A 307-nucleotide genomic window follows, 5' to 3' on the forward strand; every position below is an offset into this window, starting at 1 on the left:
TTTTGGAGTCCTCCTTGGTTAACTAAGTTAGGGGTCAATTCTGCAGATTTGACACCCCATATCATACCAAGAGGGCTCTTTTTTGTTCAAGTCCCCGAAAATCTTTCTAACAGGAATGCTCCTTTTTTATTATACTTATATATTGATAACACTATAACAAATTAAAAAACAGAGCCAAAATAAACTGGCACCTATGTCAAGGACACTATAGAAAAGAGCTTAAGCAACTAGAAGGTGATTCCTATATTGGATAGGGGTCATCTTTTTTAGATTCCACTGATATCGATAATTGTTATAGTAAACCATA

1 protein-coding gene is annotated in these 307 nt (G+C 34.5%); it reads right to left on the reverse strand.

Translation table 11 applies throughout. The features are described from left to right. Positions 1-219: 219 nt before the first annotated feature. The coding region (locus PZE06_RS27690; RefSeq protein ID WP_275791627.1) for an IS3 family transposase at positions 220-307 on the reverse strand (88 nt) is incomplete at its 5' end.

The organism is Robertmurraya sp. DFI.2.37 (assembly GCF_029211245.1).
GTDB classification, from domain to species: Bacteria; Bacillota; Bacilli; order Bacillales; family Cytobacillaceae; genus Robertmurraya; species Robertmurraya methanolica_A.